A 14,547-nucleotide genomic window follows, 5' to 3' on the forward strand; every position below is an offset into this window, starting at 1 on the left:
CACCACCCGACCGCCCTGAACTGTGGACCGTGCGCTCCCGCCCTGTCCAGTGGGGGTACCTCCGTTGCGGAGTCTTACGCTCCGAAGGCCTTCGACTTCCCCTTCACCGGCTTCGCACCCGCCAGCAGATGCGCCGGGACCAGATCCCGGGCCGGCTCGCTGTACCCGACCGAGACGATCTTGTCGCCCTGGTACGTGAACGAGGTCAGCGAGGCCAGCGTGCACTGCCGCCGCCGCGGGTCGTGCCAGAGCCGGCGCTTCTCCACGAAGCTGCGGACGATCCAGATCGGCAGCTGATGGCTGACGCAGACCGCCTCGTGCCCCCGCGCCGCGTCCTTCGCCGCGTCGAGCGCGCCCATCATGCGGACGACCTGCTCGACGTACGGCTCGCCCCAGGACGGCTGGAACGGATTGGTCAGGTGCTTCCAGTTCGCCGGCTTGCGCAGCGCCCCGTCACCGACACCGAAGGTCTTGCCCTCGAAGACGTTCGCCGCCTCGACGAGCCGCTCGTCGCTCGCCAGATCCAGACCGTGCGTCTTGGCGACCGGCAGCGCCGTCTCCTGCGCCCGCTCCAGCGGAGAGGCCACGACGTACGTGATGTCCCGCTCGGCCAGGTGCTCGGCGACCCGGTCCGCCATCTGCCGGCCGAGCTCGGAGAGGTGGTAGCCGGCGCGGCGCCCGTAGAGGACACCGTCGGGGTTGTGCACCTCGCCGTGCCGCATCAGATGGACGACGGTGATGTCCTGGTCGCTCTTCGGGGAGCTCGTCGCGTCGCTCATGCCGTCGCCTCCGCGGCGGCGCGGGCGGCGGCCGGCAGGGCGGCGGCGATGCGCTCGATCGCCCGCTCGTCGTGGGCGGCCGACACGAACCAGGACTCGAACGCGGACGGCGGCAGGTACACGCCGTCGGCCAGCATCGAGTGGAAGAAGGCGTTGAAGCGGAAGGCCTCCTGCTGCTTCGCCTCGTCGTAGTTCCGCACCTCGTCGGCGGTGAAGAACACCGAGAACATGTTGGACGCGGTCTGCAGCCGGTGCGCCACGCCCTCCTTGGCGAGCGCGCCGGTGACCAGGCCCTGGATCTCCTTCGAGACCGCGTTCACCTTCTCGTACGCCGCGTCGTCGAGCAGCCGCAGCTGCGCGAGCCCGGCGGCCGTCGCGACCGGATTACCGGAGAGCGTGCCCGCCTGGTAGACCGGACCGGCCGGAGCGAGGTGCCCCATGACGTCGGCGCGGCCACCGAACGCGGCGGCCGGGAAGCCACCGCCCATGACCTTGCCGAAGGTCAGCAGGTCGGCCTTGACGCCGTCGACGCCGTACCAGCCCGCCTTCGAGGTGCGGAATCCGGTCATCACCTCGTCGGAGATGTACAGCGCGCCGTTCTCCCGGCACAGGTCCGCGAGCCCCTGGTTGAAGCCGGCGGCCGGCGGCACGACGCCCATGTTGCCGGGCGAGGCCTCGGTGATGACACAGGCGATCTCGCCCGGGTGCGCGGCGAAGGCCGCCTGGACCGCGGCCAGGTCGTTGTAGGGCAGCACGATCGTGTCACCGGCCTGGGCACCGGTCACGCCGGGCGTGTCGGGCAAACCCAGGGTGGCCACACCGGAACCGGCCGCGGCGAGCAGCGCGTCCACGTGGCCGTGGTAGCAGCCGGCGAACTTGACGACCTTGGCGCGCCCGGTGAACCCGCGGGCGAGCCGGATCGCGGACATCGTGGCCTCGGTACCGGAGGAGACCAGGCGCACCTGCTCGACCGGCTCGATTCGCGCCACGATCTCCTCGGCGAGCGCGACCTCGCCCTCGCCGGGCGTGCCGAAGGAGGTGCCGCGGGCCACGGCGGCCTGCACCGCGGCGGTGACCTCGGGGCGCGCGTGCCCGAGGATCATCGGTCCCCACGAGCAGACCAGGTCGACGTACTCACGGCCGTCCGCGTCGGTGAGGTACGGACCGGAACCGGACACCATGAACCGGGGCGTTCCGCCCACGGCCCGGAAGGCACGCACCGGTGAGTTCACGCCGCCGGGCGTCACGAGGGAAGCGCGGTCGAAAAGCGTCTGTGAGACTGGGGCTTCGTATGAATACGGCACTGTGATCCTGACCTGCGAGAACGACTTCGGGCACGACATCGGGAACGGAGGGAGGGCGTGGACATCCTGGGTATTACGCCGGGGCGTTCGCCCTCCGCGTCTGCGAAACTGGGGCGTCATAGGGATGGCTCACGGAATCCATGGTGTCAGAGGCCACGGCGTTCTTGCGGACAGGTGTTTCACCGTACGAACGCGGGGGAGGTCACTGACACGATGATCGGGTTGCGCGGCGCGGTCGTGTTGCCGAGAAAAAGCAGTCGGGTGGAGATATGCATCGCGGTGGCGGACCGGGCGAGGGGACGGACGATCTGGGTCCGGAGTCTGCCCGCCGGGGGAGGCACCGGCGCCGGCGGAGCGAAGACCCCAGCTCCGGGAATCCGAGCACTCCAGGCACTTCGGGCACACCCGGGACATCGGGTTCCCCGGGAAAACCGGTCACCGGAAGCGGGAGTGGCCGGTTGGGGGTGACGTACAAGTACTTCGGCGCGCCCGACGGCGCCACGGCTGCCCGCGTCCCGATCTCGATGCGCCCGGAGGAACTCGGCGGCGACGAGCTCGGCATGGGCGGCATGTTCACCAAGATCAAGCCGGAGACCATAGCCGCCATGGTCCTGACCGGCATCCAGGGCATGCCCCTGAACAAGGTGCCCCCGCTGGAGCTGGTGGTGCTCCACCCCGACTACGCGGTGGTGAAGCTGCCGATGACCGTGGTCGACCCGCTCCGCGCGATCGGCGAGGAGTCGGTCGGCGCCGCCGCCTTCATCTGGTCCACCGTCCCGGACCGCGGCGGCCCGCGCGACGCCTTCGACGTCTACCAGCTGCTCCACGAGTGGCAGGACTTCTCGGTCCGCCTCCACGAGGCGGGCCACCAGCCGTACTGCCTGGTGTGGCCCTGAGCCTGGTGTGGCCCTGAGCCTGGCGCGGCACTGAGCCTGGTGCGGCACTGAGCGGTGGCGCGGCACTGAGCCTGGCGCGGCCCCTGGCTTCTGAGCGGCCGGGGGGCGGCCGGGGGGTCCCGGCCGGGGCAGCGGGGTCGGTCAGGGATCGGTCGCGGGCGTCAGGTCTGCTGCTCGTTCTCGGCTTCCTGAGCCGCCCGCGCGGCCTTCGCGCGCTCGGCGGCGAGCTCCCGGGCCGAGGCGAGCCGGTACGGCACGTCGATGACCACGACGTTCTTCATGAACAGCAGCCGGGTCTTGAGCCGCAGCGCGCTCTGGTTGTGCAGCGGCTGCTCCCACCAGTGCCCCACCACGTACTCGGGGATGACCACCGAGATCACCGCGTCCCCCGTCCGCTCGGGCGCCTCCCGGACGTGCCGCAGGATCGGCTGGACGATCGAGCGGTACGGGGAGCTGAGCACCCGCAGCGGTACGTCGATGCCGCGGGCCGCCCAGGTCGCGCGGAGCACCTCCGCGTCCGCCGGGTCCTCGGCGACGGTGACGGCCGTGAGCGAGGCGGGACGCAGGGTCTTCGCGTACGACAGGGCCCGGAGGCTGGGCGCGTTGACCGAGGCCACCAGGACCAGGACGTGGTTCTCGGCGAGGGCGCGGGGCCGCTCGCGGGGGCCGACGGCGACCTCGGCGGCCACCGCGTCGTAGTGCCTGCGCACCCCCTTCATCCCGGCGAAGAGCACCGGCATCGCGATGACGACGATCCAGGCCCCGTGGGTGAACTTGGTGATGAGGACGATGACGAGGACGACCGCCGTCAGAAAGGCACCGAAGGCGTTGATCGCGAGACGGCGGTGGATGCCGCGCCGGTCGGCGCCCCTGGCGGAAGTGCCGCGGGTTCCGGCGCGGGTTCCGGCGCGGGTTCCGGCGCGGGTTCCGGCGCGGGTTCCGGCTTCGGCGGGCTTGGCGAGTTCTCGCCGCCAGTGCTTGACCATGCCGGCCTGGGAAAGGGTGAAGGAGACGAAGACGCCGAGGATGTACAGCTGGATGAGGCGGGTCAGCTCCGCGTCGAAGGCGACGATGAGGACGATCGCGGCGAGCGCGAGGAGGACGATGCCGTTGGAGTAGACGAGCCGGTCGCCGCGGTGGAAGAGCTGACGCGGCGCGTAGCGGTCGCGGCCGAGCACGGAGGCGAGCATCGGGAAGCCGTTGAAGGCGGTGTTGGCCGCCAGGATCAGGACACCCGCGGTGACGGCCTGGAGCACGTAGAAGAGGATGTGCCAGTCGCCGAAGGTGGCCCGTCCGATCTGCGCGAGCGCGGTGGACATCGGGGTGCCGGGGGCGAGTCCGAGCTCCGTGGGGTCCTCGGCGACATGGACCTCGTAGACCATCGCGAGCACGGTGATCCCGAAGAACATGGTCACGGACAGCCCGCCCATGATCGCGAGCGTCATCGCCGCGTTGCGGCTCTTGGGCTTGGCGAACGCCGGTACGCCGTTGCTGACGGCCTCGACACCGGTGAGCGCGGTGCAGCCGGAGGCGAAGGCGCGCAGGGCGAGCAGCACGAGCGCGATCCCCGAGTAGGTGGAGACCGCGTGGACGGGCAGGTCGGCGGACTCGGCCCGGATCGTCGAACCGGTCGCCGTCCGTACGGCGGCCACCGCGAACATCAGATAGATGACCGCGATGAAGGCGTAGGTGGGGACGGCGAACCAGCGCCCCGACTCGCGCACCCCGCGCAGGTTCAGCCAGGCGAGCACGGCCACGAAGAACACCGACATGGCCACGGCGTGCCCGTCGAGCGAGGGGACGGCGGAGGTGATGGCGGCGACCCCGGAGACGACGGAGACGGCGACGGTCATCACGTAGTCGATGAGCAGCGCGGACGCCGCGGTGAGCGCGGCGGTCTGCCCGAGGTTCTCCGCGGAGACGACATAGGCCCCGCCGCCGCCCGGATAGGCGTAGCAGGTCTGCCGGTAGGAGGCGACGACGACCAGGAGGAGGACGACGATGCCGGCCGCCGCGTACCAGGTCAGATGGAGCACGGCGAGACCGCCGAGGGCCAGGATCAGCAGGATCTCCTCGGTGGCGTACGCGACCGAGGAGAGCGGGTCGCTGCAGAAGATCGGCAGGGCGACCCGCTTCGGCAACAGGGTCTCCCCGAGTCGGCCGCTGTCCAACGGACGACCCACGAGCAGGCGTTTCGCCGCACTTCCAGCTCTCATAAGTGCTGAAGTTAGGACGAATGGTATGTAATGCGCGGAAGCCGCGCCCTTGGGAGCCCCCGTACGCCCTGTGGGAGCCCCGTACGAGGAAGGACCCTGACGCGTGAGCGGAGTACGAGGAGTGCGAGGAGTGCGGATGACCGGCGAGCCCATGCAGATCGGCGAGGTGGCCGCACGGACCGAACTGTCCCTGCGCACGATCCGGCAGTACGAGGACAGCGGCCTGGTCGTCCCCTCCGCGGCCTCGCCGGGCGGCTTCCCCCTCTACACGGACGCGGACGTGTCCCGGCTGATGGTCGTCCGCCGGATGAAGCCGCTCGGCTTCACCCTCGACGAGACCCGCGATCTCCTCACGGCCGTGGACCGGCTGGCCGCCGAGCGGGCGGGCACGGACACGGAGCTCGACCCGGACGAGCGGGCCGGGCTCCTGGCCCGTGTCCGCGGCTACGAGCGGGCCGCCGCGGAGCGGGTCGCCGAGCTGCGGGCGCAGCTCGCCCGCGCGGAGGAGTTCGCCGACTCGCTGCGCCGCACCCGCCTCACGGCCGCCCCGGCCTGACCGCCGGCCCGGCGGGCGGTCGGGCTGACGGGCGGCGGGCGGTCAGGTGCTCGGCGGGTCGGCGGGCGGTCGGGCCGTCCGCGTCCCACGGGGTTCAGTCCCCGGTCGCGAGCGCCTCGGCGAGGTCGCGGAAGAAGCGCGCGTAGGCCGCCGGGCTGGGCGGGGTCTCGGGGTTCCACGGCGCGGACCGGACACCGGGCAGAGTCCCGCCGGGCGGCGTGGCGGGGGCCCTGCTGTCGAAAAGGACCAGGCCGGGACGGAGCTCGGCGGCGCGGCCCCAGTCGGCCGTGAGCCAGTTGGCACCGGGCCCCGGGCCCGGATCGACCAGCCGGACGCCGAGCTCGGTGAGGCGCGCCAGCTCGGGCCAGGCGAGCGGCCGGGCCAGATGCACCTGGTCGGGACCGGCGCCGGAGAGCGCGAGCACGGCGAGCCCGGACCGCGCGGCGGCCTCCCGCAGCGTGTCCTCGGCCGCCCGGAGATCGCCCGCCCCGAGCTCGCCCGCTCGGACATCGCCCGCTCGGACATCGCCCGGGGAAGCCTCGGTGGACGCCTCGCCGACGGGCGCGGCCGGTGCGACCGAAGCGGCCGGAGTGACCGGTGCGGCTCCGAGGCTCACCGCCAGCGCAGCGAATCGGTCGAGGATGGCCGACAGGGTGAGCTCGTTGCCGACGGAGAGCGCGACGAGCGGCACCCCGAGGCGTTCGGCGACGGCCTCGTCGAGCGCGTACGGGCTCTTCCCGTCGTAGGTCACGTCGACGATCACGTCCGGCCGCAGCTCCCGCAGCAGCGCCTCGTCCAGGCCCCTGCCCGGCCCGAGATAGGTCACCGCGGCCGACCGCAGCCCGCCCTCCTTCGCCGGATCGAGGACCTCGCCGTCGTGCCCGGAGCCGTACACCGCGACCGGCGTCACCCCCAGGTCACACAGGGCCGCCCCGGCCCGCACGTAGGCGACGACCCGCCGCGGCACCCGGGCCGCACCCAGCTCCGTACCTCTGTCGTCCGCGAATCCCCATGCCTGCGCCCCGGACATACGGCTGCTCCCTCCCCGGCCGGAATGTGCCTCTTCCGTCACCTTGGAGCGGTTCCCCGGCCCGCACAAGAGGGCCTCCCGGGCCCGGCCGCCACCGGGCCGGCCGGGTCCGGGACCAAGGTCCCGGACCCCCTGCCGAAAGTCCCCCAAGTTGGTGTTAACTGAACAGGTCGGGAGGAAGCAGCACGAATCGTCGGCGCCCTCGTGCCCGCGCGCCACCTGCCGGGGCGCGCCGGCGTACGGGCGACCCTCACGCCCTGGAGTGAGCCATGTCCCTGTCCGGCCAGTTCTCCGACCCCCGCGTCCTCACGCTCCTCGGCCTGCTCGCCGTCTCGACGGCGGTGTGGCTGTCGCTCGGCCTGCGCGCCCGCGCCCGCCGCGACCGGGCGCGCACCCCGCTGGAGCGGGTCTGGCACCCGCAGGAGTCGGTGGCGCTGACACCCGCGGAGGAGCACGCCTTCGGCCAGGTGGTCTCGCGGCTCGGCCTGGGCCCGGCGGGCCGCCCGCGCTGAGCGACGGGCCGCGATCCGCCCGGGCGGCCTGCCTCCCGGGTCCCGCCGGCGGGACCCGCCGCAGAGTTCCGAACGTCCGCGGACAGGACCGGCTCAGACTTCCGAGCGCCTGCGGGCAGGACCGGTTCAGGCCCTCCAGGCGCGCGGATCGCGGCCGGTCGTCGCGAGCAGCCGCTCGAAGGCGGTGGCGTCGCCGGGCAGCTCGACGGCCTCACCGAAGACGCTCATCTTCCGGGCCGTAGGGGCCATCCGCTCCACCTCCTCGACGAGCCCGGCGACCACGGCCGGGTCGGGTTCGAAACTCCGGCCGGTGGCGCGCGCCAGGTCCCAGGCGTGCACGGTCAGGTCGAGCAGCACCATGGAGCCGACGGTCCGCGCGGGCATCCCCATGCTCCCGGTGGTGCCCTCCTCGGCGCCGGGCGCCGACCAGGCCTCGACCAGCTTCCCGGTCTCGGCCTCGAAGCGGTCGCGCCAGCCGGCGTCGGCGAGCCAGTCCGTGGTGGTGGCGAGATCGGCGGGCTGCTTGGCGGCGAGGGCCTGGAAGTGCACGACGACGCCGAGGAGATGGTTCAGCAAGGCGCGGACGTCGTACTCGGCGCAGGGCGTGGGCGCGTCGAGCGAGGCGTCGGCGATGCCCGTGACCAGGGGCGTGGCGCGGGTGGCGGCACTGCGGAGCAGGTCACCGATGCGGGGCGGGGCCTCGTTCGTCATGGGGGCGACGTTAGGCGAGCATGCCCACCCCGGTCTTGAAGAAACACGCCAGGCCCGGCACGAGTCCCGGGACGCCCGCCTAGCATCGGACCATGTCGGACTCCGCTCCCCGCCGGGACACCCGGGGCATCGTCGACCCCGCCGAACTGCTCACCCGCGTCCGCTTCCGCCGCCACACACCGGCGCCGGAACTGCGGCCCTATCTGGAGCACTACTGGCTGATCGACTGGGAACTGACCGAGCCGTACGCGAGCCACGTCGTCCCGCACCCGTCGGTGAACATCGTCTTCCAGCGGTACGGGACGATCGGCGCCCCGGAGTCGGCGGCGACCGCGTCCGCAGAGGTCGCCGGGGTCGGACTCGGCCTGTTCACCCAGAAGCTGACGGAGGCGGGCCGGGTCTGCGGCGTGCAGTTCCGCCCCGGCGGCTTCCGTCCCTTCGCGCCCGCGTGGCCGGTGTCCGCCTGGACGGGCCGCCGGGTCCCCCTGGCGGAGGCCTTCCCGGGCAGCGGCGACGACGGCCCGCTGTCCGCCGTCCTCTCCCCCGACACCGACCACGCGCGCGTGGCGGCGCTCGACGCCTTCCTGCTCGCCCACGGCCCGGCCCCGGACCCGGCCGCCGAACAGGCGATGGAGCTCGTGGAGCTGATCCGCGCGGACCGCACGATCCGCAAGGTGTCCCGGCTGGCCGCGGCGACGGGCCTGTCGGCGCGCTCGCTCCAGCGCCTCTTCTCCACCCGGGTCGGCGTCGGCCCGAAGTGGGTGATCCTGCGCTACCGCATCCACGAGGCCCTGGAGCGCGCCGAGGCCGCGGAGGCCGAGGGCACCCCGGACTGGGCGGCCCTGGCGGCGGAGCTGGGCTACAGCGACCAGGCCCATCTCGTACGGGACTTCACGACGACGATCGGGGTGCCGCCGACGGCGTACGCCCGGGGAGTGTCCGTGCCCTGACCTACCGTACGGAGATGGACACCGACACCGGCACCGGCTCGCCCGTACGCCTCGAACCCTGGTCCGAGGCCGACGCCGGCCTGCTGCGCGCCCTGAACGCGCCGGAGCTGACGGAGCACCTCGGCGGACCGGAGACGGAGGAGCAGCTCGTCCGTCGCCACCGGCGGTACGTGGACCTGAGCGCCGACGACACGGGCGCGGGGCGGATGTTCCGGATCGTGCTGCTGCCGGAGGAGGCCGTGGCGGGCAGCATCGGCTTCTGGGTGCGGACCGGGGACGGCGAGCCGGTGTACGAGGCCGGGTGGGCCGTTCTGCCGGGCTTCCAGGGCCGGGGCGTGGCGACGGCCGCCACGCGCGCGGTGGCCGTGGAGGCCCGGGCCGCGGGCCTCCACCGCGGGCTGCACGCGTTCCCGTCGACGGACAACGCCGCTTCGAACGCGGTGTGCCGCAAGGCGGGTTTCGAGCTGCTCGGCGAGCGGGACTTCGAGTACCCGCCGGGGCACCCGATGCGCTGCAACGACTGGCGCCTGGACCTGGAGAAGCCGGTCGGCGGATCGGCCTGAGCCGGCCGGGAGGCCGGTCTAGGAGGGGTCTTCCGGTGCGGTGATCTGCCGGGCGAAGTGGAAGGCCACGATGTCCAGGCGCTCGCGCAGATAGAAGCGGTGGGCTCCGGTGCGATGGGTGCCGGAGTCCAGGTCGAGCTCGCGGCAGCCGGCGGCGCGGGCGTGGCCCTCCAGGTACTCGACGAGCGCGTGGCCGACCCCGGTGGAGCGGCTGGCGGCGGCGGTCACGAGGTCGTCGATGTAGAGCTTGCGCAGGGAGCTGGTGGTGCTGACGATCCGCCAGCCGGCCGCGCCGACGCAGCGGCCGTCGTCCGCGTAGGCGGCGCTGAAGCGCAGCCCCTGGGGGTGGCCGGCCTCGTACACCTCACGGAAGAGCTCCGGGGTGAGGTGGGGGCGGAGTTCGGTGAGGACGGGCAGGAGGTCGTTCTCCAGCCGGGGGTCGCCGGGCTCGAGGTCGATGATCTTCATGCCGGGAAGGTACCTCAGGGTTTTATCCGGGTTGACGCGCAGGGCGGGACCTTGGATATTTATCTGCGTGGCGCAGAGAATGTGCCACGCAGGCACTTGTTTGCCCCCTCCCCCTCCCGGAAGGACCCCTCCCATGACCGTTCTCGTCACCGGCAGCCGCGGCCGCGTCGCCTCCACCCTGCTCGGACTGCTCGACGCCGCCGGCATCAAGGCCACAGCCGGCTCCAAGAACCCCGCGGACCTCTCCCCACCCCCCGGAATCGGCACCGTGCGCTGCGACCTCACCGATCCGGCCACCTTCGACACCGCCCTGACCGGCGTCGACTCCGTCTTCCTGTACGCCGGGGCCACCCACGCGGCCGCCTTCGCCGACCGGGCCCGGGCCGCCGGAGTCGAGCACGTCGTCCTCCTCTCCTCCAGCTCCGTCCTCGCCCCGGACGCCGCCGAGAACCCGATCGCCGCCTCCCACCTCGCGGCCGAGCGCGCCCTCTCCGCCGCCGCCGACGCCGGGGCCTTCGAGGCCACCCACCTCCAGCCGGGCGCCTTCGCCACCAACGCCCTGCAGTGGGCCGGGGCGCTCCGGGACGGTCACGGACCCGCCCTGCCCCACCCGCACGCGTACGGCGATCCGATCCATGAGCGCGATGTCGCCGAGGCGGCCTTCGCGGTCCTCACCGACCCCGGGCTGCGCGGTTCCTCGTATCTGCTCACGGGCCCCGAGTCGCTGACCTTCGTCGAGCAGCTGGCGATCCTCGCCGAGGCGACGGGGCGGCCCGCGCCCCACACGGTCGTGACGCCCGAGCGGTGGAAGGAGTCGGTGGCCGGCTTCATACCGGAGGCGTTCGCCGACGCGCTGCTGTCCTACTGGGCCTCGCACGACGGCCGGCCGTCTCCGCTGACCCGCACGGTCGAGGAGCTGACCGGCCACCCGGCCCGCACCTTCGCCGAGTGGGCCGCCGACCACGCGGCGGCCTTCCGCCCCTGACCGGCCACCGCCACGCTCCCCCGCACCGCCGCCGGCACCCGCCACCGAAGCCGTTCCCCCGCCGCGGGCGGCGAATTCCCTGGCAGCCCGTCCCGCCCCGGTGCGATCCTGTCCCCGTGAACGGACCGGAGATCCACATCAGCTTCGCCTCCGACCTGGGGCTCTTCGTCGCGGCGGAGCGGCGCTCGGGCCGCACGACGGTGACCACCGACGGCGCCTCCTCGCTCGGCCATGTCGTGGAATCGCTCGGCGTGCCGCTCACCGAGGCCGGCCGGCTCCTGGTCGACGGCCGGCCCGTCGACACCTCGTACGTCCCCGCCGCGGGCGAGACGGTCGAGGTGGAGAGCGTCGCCCGACCCCAGCCGGTACGGCCGGGAGCACCCCTCCGGTTCCTGCTCGACGTGCACCTCGGCACGCTGGCCCGGCGGCTGCGGCTGCTCGGGGTGGACGCCGCGTACGAGAGCGAGGACATCGGCGACCCCGCCCTGGCCACGCTCTCCGCGCGGGAGCGGCGCGTCATGCTCTCGCGGGACCGCGGCCTGCTGCGGCGCCGCGAACTGTGGGCGGGCGCCTATGTCTACAGCGACCGGCCGGACGACCAGCTCCGGGACGTCCTGGAGCGCTTCGCGCCGCCGCTCGCGCCCTGGACACGGTGCACGGCGTGCAACGGGCGACTGAGCGACACCGACAAGGACGCGGTGCGCGAGCGCCTGGAGCAGGGCACGGAGAAGACGTACGACGTGTTCGCCGAGTGCGTGGAGTGCGGCCGGGTCTACTGGCGCGGCGCCCACCACGCCCGTCTTGAGGAGATCGTCTCCGCCGCGGTACGGGAGTTCGGCGGGGCGACGACCGGCTGACGTACCGGCCGGATCGGGCCGGGGCGGGGGCCGGAAGGGAACGGCCGACGTCCCCGCCGGCGCCCGTCAGTCCAGATCTCCGCCGCGCAGCCGTTCGATCTGCACGGCGCTGACGTCGACGGTGCGCCGCATATGGGCGATGAGCAGGGCGACCTCGGCGTCGGAGTAGACGTCGAACATGGTGCCCCAGGTCGCGTTCAGCTTCCGCCACAGGACGCCCAGCTCCGCGATCCGCTCGGGTACGAGCGCCACCAGGACCCGGCGCCGGTCCTCGGCGTCCCGTTCGCGGGTCACGTACCCGGACCGCTCCAGCCGGTCGACGAGCCGGGTCGCGGACCCCGTGGTGAGTCCGGTCAGCTCGGCGACCCGCCCGATGGTCACCGGCCCCTCCTCCAGGCTGAGCAGGTTCAGGCACTGCACATCGGTCGGGTGGAGTCCCAGATGGTCGGCGACGGCCTGGTTGAACAGGGCGTAGGCCGCCATGTAGCGGCGGGCCTCCCCGTACAGCTCGGACATCAGCGCCTCGCGCCGGGCGGAACTCTTCTGCGGCATGCAGAGATTGTACGAACCAGCCACCACCCCGGCCGAGACCGCTCGTCCGGTGCCGTCAGGGCGCCTCGGCGGTCAGATAGCGCTGCACGGTCGGACCCAGCCAGGCCACGATCTCCTCGGTGGACATCTCCACGGCCGGGGGCAGCCGCAGCACATAGCGGGTGAGCGCCATGCCGAGGATCTGGGACGCGACGAGCGCCGCCCGCCCCGGGGCCTCCGCCGGGTCGGGGCAGACACCCCGGGTGACGGGCCCGAGCTGCTGGGCGAAGATCGCCTGCATCCGTTCGGCCCCCGCGGCGTTGGTGACACCGACCCGCAGCATCCCGGTGAGGACGTCGTCCCGCTCCCAGCGCTCCAGGAAGTGGGTGACCAGGACGGCACCGATGTGCTGAGCGGGCAGCGAGCCCAGCTCGGGCAGGCCGATCTCGATCTCCGAGGCGGCGGCGAACAGTCCCTCCTTGTTGCCGTAGTAGCGCATGACCATCGACGGGTCGATCCCGGCGTCCCGGGCGATGGCCCGGATGGTGGCGCGGTCGTATCCGTCGGAGGCGAAGCGCTCGCGGGCGGCCTCCAGGATGGCGGCCCTGGTGGCGTCGGAGCGGCGGGCGGTCGTCATATCAACGACTGTAGGCCAACGGGCGTTGACACTCCATCCGGGCCACCCCTACAGTTGCCAACAAGCGTTGACCAACAGATGTTGGCCAACGGTCGTGGGCACCCCGGAGGCAGCCATGAGCACCACGGAAACGACCGACACACAGGTACTCGTCATCGGCGCCGGCCCCACCGGCCTGCTCCTCGCCGGAGACCTCGCCACCGCCGGCATCGACGTCACCCTCGTCGAGCGCCGCCCGCACGGCCTCGCCAACATGACCCGCGCCTTCGGCGTCCACGCCCGCACCCTGGAGCAGCTCGACGCCCGCGACCTCGCGGACGAACTCCTCGCCACGGGCACGACCCTCGACCGCGCACGGCTCTTCGGCCGCCTCGACCTCGACCTCGGCCGGCTGCCCAGCCGCTTCAACCACCTGCTCGTCACCCCGCAGTACGAGGTCGAGCGCCTCCTGGAGCGCCGGGCGGTGGCCGCCGGGGTCACCTTCCGGTACGGAACGGAACTGCGCGCACTGCGCCAGGACGCCGACACGGTCACGGCGGAGCTCACCGACCCCGACGGAACCCCGCTCGCCCTCACCGCCCGCCACCTGGTCGGCACCGACGGCGTCCGCAGCGCCGTCCGCACCGCCCTTGGCCTGCCCTTCCCCGGCGGCTCCGTGATCCGCTCCATCGTCCTCGCCGACGTCCGCCTCGCCGAAGAACCCGCCGACGCGTTCAGCGTCAGCGGCTCCGGCGACACCTTCGCCTTCCTCGCCCCCTTCGGCGACGGCTGGTACCGCGTCATGGGCTGGAGCCGCACCCGCCAGGTCGCCGACACCGAACCCGTCGACCTGGACGAGATCCGCGAGATCACCCGCCGCGCCCTCGGCACCGACCTCGGCATGCACGACCCCCGCTGGATCTCCCGCTTCCACAGCGACGAGCGCCAGGTCCCCTCCTACCGCGTGGGACGGGTCTTCCTCGCCGGAGACGCCGCCCACGCCCACTCGCCCGCCGGCGGCCAGGGCATGAACACCGGCCTCCAGGACGCCGCCAACCTCTCCTGGAAGCTCACCGCCGTCCTGCGCGGAGACGCACCCGACCCCGAAGCCCTCCTCGACAGCTACCACTCCGAGCGCCACCCGGTCGGCGCCCGGGTGCTGCGCACCAGCGGCGCCCTGGTGCGCCTCGCGATGGCCCACACCCCGCTCACCCGCGCTGCCCGCTCCCTCGCCGCCCGCCTCCTCGGCGCGGTACGCCCGGCCGCGGCCCGCGCCATGGGCATGATCAGCGGCATCGGCATCGCCTACGCACCCCCGGCGGGCTCGAGCCGCCCGGCAGGCCGCCGCGCACCGGACGCGCGCCTGCGCGAGGGGCGGCTCTACGAGCTGCTGCGCGAGGGAGAGTTCGTCCTGATCGCCCCCGAGGGCGAACTCCCGGCCCTGCCCGACACCGCCCCGGTCTCCCCCAAGCGCCTCGTCCGCGCCACCTGGACGGACCCGGCACGACGGGCGGTGGTCCTGGTCCGCCCCGACGGCTACGTCCAATGGACGAACCACTGAGGCCCCGGCCGG

At 73.2% G+C, this 14,547-nt stretch carries 16 protein-coding genes; 8 read left to right on the forward strand and 8 right to left on the reverse strand.

The features are described from left to right. Positions 1 to 74: 74 nt before the first annotated feature. Both ACH4MY_RS21255 and hemL read right to left on the reverse strand, forming a co-directional pair. Entirely contained in the window at positions 75 to 779 is a 705-nt protein-coding gene (locus tag ACH4MY_RS21255; protein WP_398005235.1) for a histidine phosphatase family protein, read from the reverse strand. Further along, on the reverse strand, positions 776 to 2,122 hold the full coding sequence (gene hemL, locus ACH4MY_RS21260; RefSeq protein ID WP_398005237.1) for a glutamate-1-semialdehyde 2,1-aminomutase: 1,347 nt from the start codon (positions 2,120 to 2,122) through the stop codon (positions 776 to 778). Before hemL ends, ACH4MY_RS21255 begins: the two co-directional genes overlap by 4 nt. Before the next feature lie 230 nt (positions 2,123 to 2,352). Between hemL and ACH4MY_RS21265 the strand changes: the two genes are divergently transcribed. Then, positions 2,353 to 2,979, forward strand: coding sequence for a hypothetical protein (locus ACH4MY_RS21265; RefSeq protein ID WP_398005239.1), 627 nt, complete (start codon positions 2,353 to 2,355; stop codon positions 2,977 to 2,979). Between the two features lie 161 nt (positions 2,980 to 3,140). Here the strand turns inward: ACH4MY_RS21265 and ACH4MY_RS21270 are convergent, their stop codons facing one another. Continuing rightward, positions 3,141 to 5,195 carry an APC family permease gene (locus ACH4MY_RS21270; RefSeq protein ID WP_398005241.1) on the reverse strand — a complete coding sequence of 685 codons (2,055 nt, stop codon included), beginning with the start codon at positions 5,193 to 5,195 and terminating at the stop codon, positions 3,141 to 3,143. Positions 5,196 to 5,331: 136 nt separating this feature from the next. On the opposite strand from ACH4MY_RS21270, the gene ACH4MY_RS21275 reads away from it, so the two are divergent. Next, on the forward strand, positions 5,332 to 5,751 hold the full coding sequence (locus ACH4MY_RS21275; RefSeq protein WP_398005243.1) for a MerR family transcriptional regulator: 420 nt from the start codon (positions 5,332 to 5,334) through the stop codon (positions 5,749 to 5,751). 94 nt (positions 5,752 to 5,845) lie between these two features. On the opposite strand, the gene ACH4MY_RS21280 is transcribed toward ACH4MY_RS21275, so the two are convergent. Beyond that, on the reverse strand, positions 5,846 to 6,781 hold the full coding sequence (locus tag ACH4MY_RS21280; RefSeq protein ID WP_398005245.1) for an ABC transporter substrate-binding protein: 936 nt from the start codon (positions 6,779 to 6,781) through the stop codon (positions 5,846 to 5,848). Positions 6,782 to 7,050: 269 nt separating this feature from the next. Between ACH4MY_RS21280 and ACH4MY_RS21285 the strand changes: the two genes are divergently transcribed. After that, positions 7,051 to 7,293, forward strand: coding sequence for a hypothetical protein (locus ACH4MY_RS21285; protein WP_398005247.1), 243 nt, complete (start codon positions 7,051 to 7,053; stop codon positions 7,291 to 7,293). A gap of 126 nt (positions 7,294 to 7,419) precedes the next feature. Here ACH4MY_RS21285 and ACH4MY_RS21290 read toward each other — a convergent pair whose 3' ends face one another. Beyond that, on the reverse strand, positions 7,420 to 8,004 hold the full coding sequence (locus tag ACH4MY_RS21290; protein ID WP_398005249.1) for a TIGR03086 family metal-binding protein: 585 nt from the start codon (positions 8,002 to 8,004) through the stop codon (positions 7,420 to 7,422). Positions 8,005 to 8,096: 92 nt separating this feature from the next. Here ACH4MY_RS21290 and ACH4MY_RS21295 point away from each other — a divergent pair, with 92 nt between their 5' ends. Next, complete coding sequence (locus ACH4MY_RS21295; RefSeq protein WP_398005251.1) at positions 8,097 to 8,954, forward strand: DUF6597 domain-containing transcriptional factor; 858 nt, start codon at positions 8,097 to 8,099, stop codon at positions 8,952 to 8,954. 14 nt (positions 8,955 to 8,968) lie between these two features. After that, on the forward strand, positions 8,969 to 9,517 hold the full coding sequence (locus tag ACH4MY_RS21300) for a GNAT family N-acetyltransferase (protein ID WP_398005253.1): 549 nt from the start codon (positions 8,969 to 8,971) through the stop codon (positions 9,515 to 9,517). 18 nt (positions 9,518 to 9,535) lie between these two features. On the opposite strand, the gene ACH4MY_RS21305 is transcribed toward ACH4MY_RS21300, so the two are convergent. Continuing rightward, positions 9,536 to 9,985, reverse strand: coding sequence for a GNAT family N-acetyltransferase (locus ACH4MY_RS21305; RefSeq protein WP_398005255.1), 450 nt, complete (start codon positions 9,983 to 9,985; stop codon positions 9,536 to 9,538). Between the two features lie 133 nt (positions 9,986 to 10,118). Here ACH4MY_RS21305 and ACH4MY_RS21310 point away from each other — a divergent pair, with 133 nt between their 5' ends. Continuing rightward, positions 10,119 to 10,970 carry an NAD(P)H-binding protein gene (locus ACH4MY_RS21310; RefSeq protein ID WP_398005257.1) on the forward strand — a complete coding sequence of 284 codons (852 nt, stop codon included), beginning with the start codon at positions 10,119 to 10,121 and terminating at the stop codon, positions 10,968 to 10,970. Between the two features lie 116 nt (positions 10,971 to 11,086). Then, positions 11,087 to 11,827 carry a Mut7-C RNAse domain-containing protein gene (locus ACH4MY_RS21315; protein ID WP_398005259.1) on the forward strand — a complete coding sequence of 247 codons (741 nt, stop codon included), beginning with the start codon at positions 11,087 to 11,089 and terminating at the stop codon, positions 11,825 to 11,827. 66 nt (positions 11,828 to 11,893) lie between these two features. Here ACH4MY_RS21315 and ACH4MY_RS21320 read toward each other — a convergent pair whose 3' ends face one another. Then, entirely contained in the window at positions 11,894 to 12,379 is a 486-nt protein-coding gene (locus tag ACH4MY_RS21320) for a MarR family winged helix-turn-helix transcriptional regulator (RefSeq protein WP_398005261.1), read from the reverse strand. 55 nt (positions 12,380 to 12,434) lie between these two features. Beyond that, positions 12,435 to 12,995 carry a TetR family transcriptional regulator gene (locus ACH4MY_RS21325; protein WP_398005263.1) on the reverse strand — a complete coding sequence of 187 codons (561 nt, stop codon included), beginning with the start codon at positions 12,993 to 12,995 and terminating at the stop codon, positions 12,435 to 12,437. Between the two features lie 115 nt (positions 12,996 to 13,110). Here ACH4MY_RS21325 and ACH4MY_RS21330 point away from each other — a divergent pair, with 115 nt between their 5' ends. Beyond that, positions 13,111 to 14,535 carry an FAD-dependent monooxygenase gene (locus ACH4MY_RS21330; protein ID WP_398005265.1) on the forward strand — a complete coding sequence of 475 codons (1,425 nt, stop codon included), beginning with the start codon at positions 13,111 to 13,113 and terminating at the stop codon, positions 14,533 to 14,535. Positions 14,536 to 14,547 lie beyond the last annotated feature (12 nt).

It is taken from the genome of Streptomyces sp. NPDC017246, assembly GCF_044331325.1.
Classification (GTDB): Bacteria; Actinomycetota; Actinomycetes; order Streptomycetales; family Streptomycetaceae; genus Streptomyces.

What these genes read in the sequence shown, in the direction of transcription:
- ACH4MY_RS21255 (WP_398005235.1), bottom strand. Translation starts at nt 779, where the DNA reads ATGAGCGACGCGACGAGCTCCCCGAAGAGCGACCAGGACATCACCGTC.
- hemL (WP_398005237.1), bottom strand. Translation starts at nt 2,122, where the DNA reads ATGTCGTGCCCGAAGTCGTTCTCGCAGGTCAGGATCACAGTGCCGTAT.
- ACH4MY_RS21265 (WP_398005239.1), top strand. Translation starts at nt 2,353, where the DNA reads ATGCATCGCGGTGGCGGACCGGGCGAGGGGACGGACGATCTGGGTCCG.
- ACH4MY_RS21270 (WP_398005241.1), bottom strand. Translation starts at nt 5,195, where the DNA reads ATGAGAGCTGGAAGTGCGGCGAAACGCCTGCTCGTGGGTCGTCCGTTG.
- ACH4MY_RS21275 (WP_398005243.1), top strand. Translation starts at nt 5,332, where the DNA reads ATGACCGGCGAGCCCATGCAGATCGGCGAGGTGGCCGCACGGACCGAA.
- ACH4MY_RS21280 (WP_398005245.1), bottom strand. Translation starts at nt 6,781, where the DNA reads ATGTCCGGGGCGCAGGCATGGGGATTCGCGGACGACAGAGGTACGGAG.
- ACH4MY_RS21285 (WP_398005247.1), top strand. Translation starts at nt 7,051, where the DNA reads ATGTCCCTGTCCGGCCAGTTCTCCGACCCCCGCGTCCTCACGCTCCTC.
- ACH4MY_RS21290 (WP_398005249.1), bottom strand. Translation starts at nt 8,004, where the DNA reads ATGACGAACGAGGCCCCGCCCCGCATCGGTGACCTGCTCCGCAGTGCC.
- ACH4MY_RS21295 (WP_398005251.1), top strand. Translation starts at nt 8,097, where the DNA reads ATGTCGGACTCCGCTCCCCGCCGGGACACCCGGGGCATCGTCGACCCC.
- ACH4MY_RS21300 (WP_398005253.1), top strand. Translation starts at nt 8,969, where the DNA reads ATGGACACCGACACCGGCACCGGCTCGCCCGTACGCCTCGAACCCTGG.
- ACH4MY_RS21305 (WP_398005255.1), bottom strand. Translation starts at nt 9,985, where the DNA reads ATGAAGATCATCGACCTCGAGCCCGGCGACCCCCGGCTGGAGAACGAC.
- ACH4MY_RS21310 (WP_398005257.1), top strand. Translation starts at nt 10,119, where the DNA reads ATGACCGTTCTCGTCACCGGCAGCCGCGGCCGCGTCGCCTCCACCCTG.
- ACH4MY_RS21320 (WP_398005261.1), bottom strand. Translation starts at nt 12,379, where the DNA reads ATGCCGCAGAAGAGTTCCGCCCGGCGCGAGGCGCTGATGTCCGAGCTG.
- ACH4MY_RS21325 (WP_398005263.1), bottom strand. Translation starts at nt 12,995, where the DNA reads ATGACGACCGCCCGCCGCTCCGACGCCACCAGGGCCGCCATCCTGGAG.
- ACH4MY_RS21330 (WP_398005265.1), top strand. Translation starts at nt 13,111, where the DNA reads ATGAGCACCACGGAAACGACCGACACACAGGTACTCGTCATCGGCGCC.